Source organism: Hydrogenivirga sp. 128-5-R1-1, assembly GCF_000171895.1.
The window spans coordinates 1-7,208 of the sequence record NZ_ABHJ01000024.1; the positions used below are offsets into that span (position 1 = coordinate 1).

A 7,208-nucleotide genomic window follows, 5' to 3' on the forward strand; every position below is an offset into this window, starting at 1 on the left:
AAAGGATAAGCTCATCAGCAGATATAGAGACCTTCTACCAATTGGAGTATAAAGAAACTTATTAATCTCATTTACATTAGCATTGGAAATATCAAACGCAGAAGGATAATAAAGGAGCAAATTAAGGATAGCTTTAGAGAAAATATTTACACGTTTAGAAAGCTCAGGGAACAAAACATCAATATGCTGATTAATTTGAGTTTTAGTTTTAGCAATATCTTTAGATATGGAATCAATTTTACGGGCAATAAGTTTAAGAGAATCAGAAGGGGAATAAGGTTTAAGGTTGTTAGATTCATATTTAGTAAAGAGTGCAATAAAGAAAGCATCCTTAGAGTCAGATTTAGAAGGGTTATTAGGGGATTTAAAATTTATGAACTTATGAACAGCTTTAGGATTAACAACATACACAGGAAAGTTATTAGAGACAAGGGAATAAACCAGAGGCAGATGATAACGGGAAGAGGATTCAACAAGTACAAGAGGATTATCAAAAGAGGAAATCAATTTAAGGAAATTAGCAAAACCATCTTTAGATACAGGGAAAGAACCTTGTTTAATAATTTTTTCAGTTTCATCAATGACACAGAAATTAAAGGAGTTTTTAGACATATCAATGCCAATGTAGTGCATGACAACACCTCCTTAGTTGAATTTTTAAAGTCCCTCATAACCATCCTCCCGACTGGCAGGGGCTTAATAGCCCAATCAAGTAATTGGGTTTTGAGGGACAGGGGGACATACTCCCTAAGAGGCTTTAGAGCCTATGAAAAATGGAGTCTTTGTCCCTCGCTTTATTTTAAAAACTTATTCTATTTAAAAATATAAACTAATTTTTTGCAGGAGGTTTGAAAATGGCGTTTTTAGGAGATATAGGAAAATTTTTCTTTGGGTCTGGAGAAAAGACGACAGTAATTCCTCCACAAATCCTAAAAAGAAGTCCTGAGCAATCTGCATTTGCAAGTTATTTTTTAAACCCTGTTGTGATGGGGCTTGATGTTAAATTTGAGAAAAACCCTATTACAGGGGAAATTTCATATAAGGTTGAGCCGAATTTTGACAAGCTTGCCAGAATGGAAAAAGCCCGGGACAATTATGTTTCGGCAATGGATAATTACGGGCAAACTATTCAAGGTATACTGTCAAAACTTAAAAGTTATAATCCTATTGTTTCTACACCTTTTGGCAATATTCAAGCATTTGGTCTGCAAAGAGCAGCATTGAATAATGCTGGGTTGTTAGCTAATTTCGCTAAAGAAGCAATAACTGCTCCTAAGAAAACTGCTTTTGATGTTTATTACCAACAGCCACTTGATATATTTTTAAAACAAGACCTTGCGAGGTATGGAATTAAAGGGGATACAATCTATAAACCAAGAGACTATGGATTACTGCCAAGTTTAATTGCGGCTGGCGGCAGTATTTTAGCAGGTAAAGCTATGCAGACAGGGTCTATATTCTAAGGAGGCGAAAAATGGGGCTTTTAGTTGTAAGACCTGATAATTCTTTAAATGAGGCTATTCAAAATGCAGCAAATACTATATTTAATGCATGGTATAAGAAATATTTACTTGATTTGCAGCATCAACAAGAACTGGAAGACAGGAAACAGGCTATACAGGCTAAAAAGGAGTTATTAAACTACCAGCAGCAACTTGACCAGCAAGAAAGAAATAAAATTGTTAATGACCTTTATGGATACGATACTCCTACTATAAACTTAACAGAGCCTCAAGTAGTGCCTAATAACCCAATAGATATTCAGGCTCAAAAAATGATTAATCCTGACTATCAACAGCCTTTAGGTCTTACTCAAAAGTTTATGTCTATGATGCCTAAAGTTGAGCTGGGACAGGAGCATGTTAAAGGCTTATTCTCTGATAGTTTTATTAATAAAGGTATTCCTACTGCTAAGGATTATGTTGTTGCTCAGGCTTATGGGGTTAATTTGCCGAAGGTGGAGAAACCTAAAGTTGTAAAAACGGATTTTATTGATTTAGGAGATAGAAAGGTAGCAGTTGCTGTAATTCAAAACCCTGATGGCTCAGTAAACTGGGAATATGATAAAGAAATGGTTAAAGGAATGTCTCCAAAGGAAAGGGAATATTTTAGGCTTAAGTTTAAAGAGTTTAAAGAAAAACAAAGACATAACAAAGTAATAGAGCAGTATAAAGGTAAAGAAATAGATATTAAGAAAAAGGAAGTTGGTTTAAAGGAGCAAGAAATAAAACAAAAACAGGATAAGAAGAAAGAGGAGCAATTAAGTAAAAGAATAAACATTCTTAGGAATAGGATTAAAGACACAATTAATAGATTTAAAAAGTTAACAGGGAATACAATTATTGCACCTTCTGGAGATTTTACACAATTAGACCAAGGGGAAGTTAAAGACATAATAAAAACTATAAGAAATGTAAACCCTGACATCGCTAATCAATTAGAAAGAGATTATATCCTTTACTATCAATTAACAAATAAGCTATTAGGAATAAAACAACAAAATAAACCTATGAATAGGCAAGATAAAAGAATGTTAATTAATCAGATTGATAAAAAACTTGAAGAGTTTATGAAAAACATTGACCAAATGGGGAGATAAATATGGAAAATCTACCTCAAAAATCAACTTTACTTGAAAAAGTAATTACATTAAAGCAACAAGGAAAACTTAATGACTTTTTAAATACATTAACTACGGAAGAAATACAGGCTTTAAATGAGCAGCTGGATAATGAATTGTCTGTCGCAAGTTTAGCTAATCCAAAAATGTCAACTCCTGCACAAGAAGCTCCTGTTTACGAGAAAGTATGGCGTCAGTTTGCAGGTGGAAGTGGTCAGCTTTTAGATACTGCTGGAGAATTGATAAATAAAGCCTCAAAGTTAATTACTCCTGACCCATTAATGCAGTATCAGGGCCAAAAGATAGCAGATAAGATTAAAGAAGTTGGGAAAGAAACAATGGATTACTGGGAGCCTGATGCTTATCAAAATAAATTCCACGGCATTGGTGGTGAAATAGTTAATACATTAATTAGAGAAACCCCGTCTTTAATTGCTTTTTCTCCGGTTATGAGAACTACAGGAAGCCTTGCAATGTCTGCTTTTTCTCCTAAATCTACGCTTGGAAAATCTATTGTTGAGTCTGTAGGTTCTGGTGCTGGATATACAGGTGTGAATTTACTTGGTAGAGAGAATTATGACTGGAAAGATGCAGGAATAGATACGGCTATTGATTTTACTTTTGGTGCTGCAAGTCCTTATGTTGCTAAAGGAATAAAAGCAGTCGGCAAAAAAGTTGACCCTTTACTTGAAAAAATAACCCCTGATATAAAGGCATTATTTAAAATTGCCAGAAAAAGTAAAAATAAAGAAGTTATAGAGAAAGTTAAAAAAGCTTATGACGCATCTAAAAAAGGAGATAGTAAAAAAGCTTTAATAGAACTTGAAGAAGCTGAAATTAAAGCAGATGAAAGTAATCAGCCTTTAATTAAGCAAAAAATAAAAGAGATTAAACAAAAAATAACTCCAGAGGAAAACTTACCAGAGCCTGTAAAAGAAGCAGGGGCAGAAACTACAGATGCTTATGTGGATTTAAGATTACAAAATAACGATTTCAATAAAATTGTAAAATTAGCTGTTGATGGTAAACTTCCTACAGGACAATTAATAAAAATAGGGAAACCATCAAAAATATTACAGATAGCAGGAATACCTGATAAAGAAATTGTTTTGTCAAGAAAAATAATAAAAAACAAAATTTCTAAACATGAACTAACTTTAGATGATTTAAAAGATTTCCATATTCATATTAATAATCCTCTTGCTGTTTATCAATCTCCAAAAAATGAAAATAAAATCGTTTTAATACCTAAGATGAAAGGGAATAATCTTTTAATATCTGCAATAGAAATAAATTCCAAGAGAAGAGGTGCAACAGAAGTAAATGATATTAGAACAATATATTTTAAGGATATAGATAAGTTAAACAATGAAATAAAGGTAAGTCCTGAAGTTAGTTTTGTAAACAGAAAAAAACTCTCAGAGTTTCTGCGTGCCTCAGCCCAGTCCAATTCCGGGCAGGATCAGAAACTCCAAGAGCTTATTAATAATTTAATAGAAAAATCAAAAAAGTCAAGCGATGAATTATACGCAGGTATCCCAGTTGATAAACTCTTTAATCAAATAGAAAATGCAGAAAAAGCAGCTGGTAAATGGATACAGGCAGATAACACTTTACCTGCTTTTTCTTCATGGAGAGACCCTGAAGATGTATTTAAAGCAATAGGAAAGCCAAAATATTATGAGCTTACAGACAAGGCGTATAAAAGACAAACAAGGCTTGAAAAGGGATATAACAAAATTATTCAAAGAATAAATGAAAACCTACACGATGAAGAAGATAAACAACTTCTTGAAAGACTTTTATTTACAAGAGACAAGTTTAAAATTGAAAAGATAGAGGATATAGAAAATGCTCTTGGTGTTAAAATTCCTGAGAATGTGAAAGAGGCTTATAGAGCATTTGATGAGGGGATGAAATGGGCTGCAAGATTGCTTGATTTAAATATAAATGTTGGTGATAAAAATGGAAGCCATTTTTGCAATTATTGACTAAAGGTCATTTAGAGAAAGTAAAAGAAAGGGCATTAAAAGAGGCAAAGAAGAGCTTGTTAAGAAATAGAAAAACAAATGAAAAAGGGAATTATTTAAAGCTTACCTAAAGGCTTAGTTTCTAATATAAAAACACCAGATGATTTAGAAAAACGTTTTATGGAAAAGTTAGGCGTTTTAGATTTTGAGAATCCAAATATGCAAATATTAGCTTATAATCTTAAAAGAAGTTCCCGTCTTTATGGATACATTCCTCATGTATTTAACAACTACTATGTAGCTGATAAAAACGGAAATATCCTTGCAACTTTTAGAAAAGAACTTGAAGCAAGGAAGTTTATAAAAAACAATCCAGATATTGTTAAACCTGAAGTTAGAGAGTTTCAGTTTAAATTAGCAGATGAAGAAGCTTTGGATGACCCTAAAAAGTTTAAAGAAGCTTTAAGAGAGCGAATGAAAAGGCTTTCTTTCCATAGATATATTGGATTTAAGGAGAAAAGAAAGGGGACTGGAGGCTGGGAGAACTTCCCTTATCTTGTTTACGACAAAGAAGGAAAACAGATTATAGGCAGATTTAAATCTGTTAAAGTTGCTCAAAAGTTTGCAAAAGAAAAAGGCGGCAAGCTTGTTGAGCTTAAAGCATTACCTGAAAAAGACATTTTAAAAGATACTGAAGTTTATCTTCATAAAGTCGCAAGATATAGAGCAATGGAGGATATTAAGCCTAAGCTTGTTAGTATGTTTCTTAAAGATTATGGACTTAATCTACCTAAAGATACTCCTATTGAAGAACTGAGAAAAAGTATAGATAGAATTCAAAATCCAGCAAAAAGGAGAGAGGCTAAATATGTGGTTGAGTTTTTAAATGATATTTTTGGAAGACCAAGAGATAGTGAGCAGTATATTAATGATTTAATAAAAACACATCCGTGGATGAGAAGAACTTTAGAAAGGCTTGGTTTAGCTTATGGAGATAGACCAACTTTATCTGTATTAAATAAAGGTCAAAATCTCTTATCTTATGTTTATTTAGCTTTTAAACCAGCCCAAGTTGTTATACAGCTTTCAACTATCCCTACTAATACTTGGATTTCAATTGCAAAGCAGTTAGAAGAGCAAGGGGTTAAACATCAATTTGCAAAATCTTCTGAGTTTGTAGCTAAAGCTATGTATGATTTTGCAACCAATAAAAGGCTTAGATGGCTTGCTTTAAAGCTTGTTTCGGACAATCCAACTATTGCAGAAATTAACCAGTATACCGGTAAAACATTTAAAAAAGGATGGTTTGGAAAGCTTATACTTGCTCCTTTAACTGGTGGTGATAGAATAGCAAGAGCTATTGCTTTTTTATCTAAATACGAACAGTTAAAAGCAATTGGATATAAAGGGGATAAGTTAAAGGCAGCTAAAGAGTTTGCAAAAGAAATGAACTTTTCAATGAAAGTACACGACACACCATCTGCTTTAAGAAATCCATTGATTAGATTTTATATGATGTATAAGCCTTTCTTAATTAAAGAAATTAACTTTTTATTAAAGCAACCTTTAAAATATAGGCTTGCAGGGTCATTAATGCTTGCAACATTTTTAGGAAGTCAGGCTTTTCTTGGTTATGAAATGTTAGACGCTCTTGGAATAACTGACTGGCTTTACAAACATGTGGCACAGCCTTTAGATGAGTTAATATCTGAAAAAACAAAAATACCAAGAGAAAAACTTGAAGAACTCTGGCAGTATGGTTTAATTGGGGCATTAACAGGGATAAGTCTATATCAAAATATGGGACTTGGTGATATATTTGGAGCTGCTTTATCACCAGTAAAAGATGCTTACAATGTTATAACAGGTAAAGGTGCTACTTCATCTGCTCCTTTAACTTATGTAGCTAATATTATCAGAACTTTAGATGATATTTCTAATCAAGATTGGGAAAAAGCAAAAGAAGACTTTGTGAAACTTCTTCCAAGCTACTTTAGAAAAGTTAAAGATGCAGTAGATATTTTAATGACAGGCTACATCTGGAGAAATGGCAGACCTTTAATTAAAGCTGATAGAAAAGACGCAATAGCTTTACTTCTTGGAGCAACTCCTGTAAAACTTGATAAGTTTTACAAGATGAAAAATGAGTTAAGAGAAGTTAAGAAAGATAGAAGAATAGGCAAAGATAAACTGATGGAAGATTTACTTACAGCTTATATGAATAAAGATATGGCAAAAGTTAATGAGATAGGTAAAACATTAATAAAAGAAGGATATTACAAAAGCATGAATGATATTAAGACGGCTTTAAAAAGCTACTACGCAAATAAACAAATCCCATATGAGATTAAACTTTACACCAAAGCTGAAGCAAGAATGACACTTAAAAAGAAAACAATGGGACAACTTAAAGAACTTTACGATAAGTTTTACAATGAGTATAAAAAAGAAACAAACCCTTATATTAAAAAAGCATACGAAAGGGCTTTAGTTAATATTCAGAGTGTGATGAGGGTTAAAGATTAAGCGTTTCTTGTATATCTACAACGGGGGTAGTTTGAACATCCATAAAATTTGCCATATTTTCCTTTTATTAGTCTAAGAGAACCTCCGCATTT

At 32.6% G+C, this 7,208-nt stretch carries 6 protein-coding genes; 4 read left to right on the forward strand and 2 right to left on the reverse strand.

Annotation, left to right across the window (positions count from 1 at the left end; translation table 11 throughout):
• Positions 1–633: IS110 family transposase (locus tag HG1285_RS06465; protein ID WP_008288133.1), on the reverse strand; the 633-nt coding region annotated here is incomplete at its 3' end.
• 221 nt (positions 634–854) lie between these two features.
• Between HG1285_RS06465 and HG1285_RS06460 the strand changes: the two genes are divergently transcribed.
• The 4 genes from HG1285_RS06460 (at position 855) to HG1285_RS06445 (ending at position 7,116) form a co-directional block, all read left to right on the forward strand.
• Positions 855–1,463, forward strand: coding sequence for a hypothetical protein (locus HG1285_RS06460; protein WP_008288120.1), 609 nt, complete (start codon positions 855–857; stop codon positions 1,461–1,463).
• Between the two features lie 11 nt (positions 1,464–1,474).
• Positions 1,475–2,599 carry a hypothetical protein gene (locus tag HG1285_RS06455; RefSeq protein WP_008288134.1) on the forward strand — a complete coding sequence of 375 codons (1,125 nt, stop codon included), beginning with the start codon at positions 1,475–1,477 and terminating at the stop codon, positions 2,597–2,599.
• Between the two features lie 2 nt (positions 2,600–2,601).
• Complete coding sequence (locus tag HG1285_RS06450) at positions 2,602–4,611, forward strand: hypothetical protein (protein ID WP_008288135.1); 2,010 nt, start codon at positions 2,602–2,604, stop codon at positions 4,609–4,611.
• 159 nt (positions 4,612–4,770) lie between these two features.
• Positions 4,771–7,116, forward strand: a complete 2,346-nt coding sequence (locus HG1285_RS06445) for a hypothetical protein (RefSeq protein ID WP_008288136.1) — start codon at positions 4,771–4,773, stop codon at positions 7,114–7,116.
• Here HG1285_RS06445 and HG1285_RS20625 read toward each other — a convergent pair.
• Positions 7,113–7,208 (reverse strand): topoisomerase DNA-binding C4 zinc finger domain-containing protein (locus HG1285_RS20625; protein ID WP_198005450.1); only part of this gene is annotated, 96 nt, incomplete at its 5' end. The two genes, HG1285_RS06445 and HG1285_RS20625, sit on opposite strands and share 4 nt — an antisense overlap.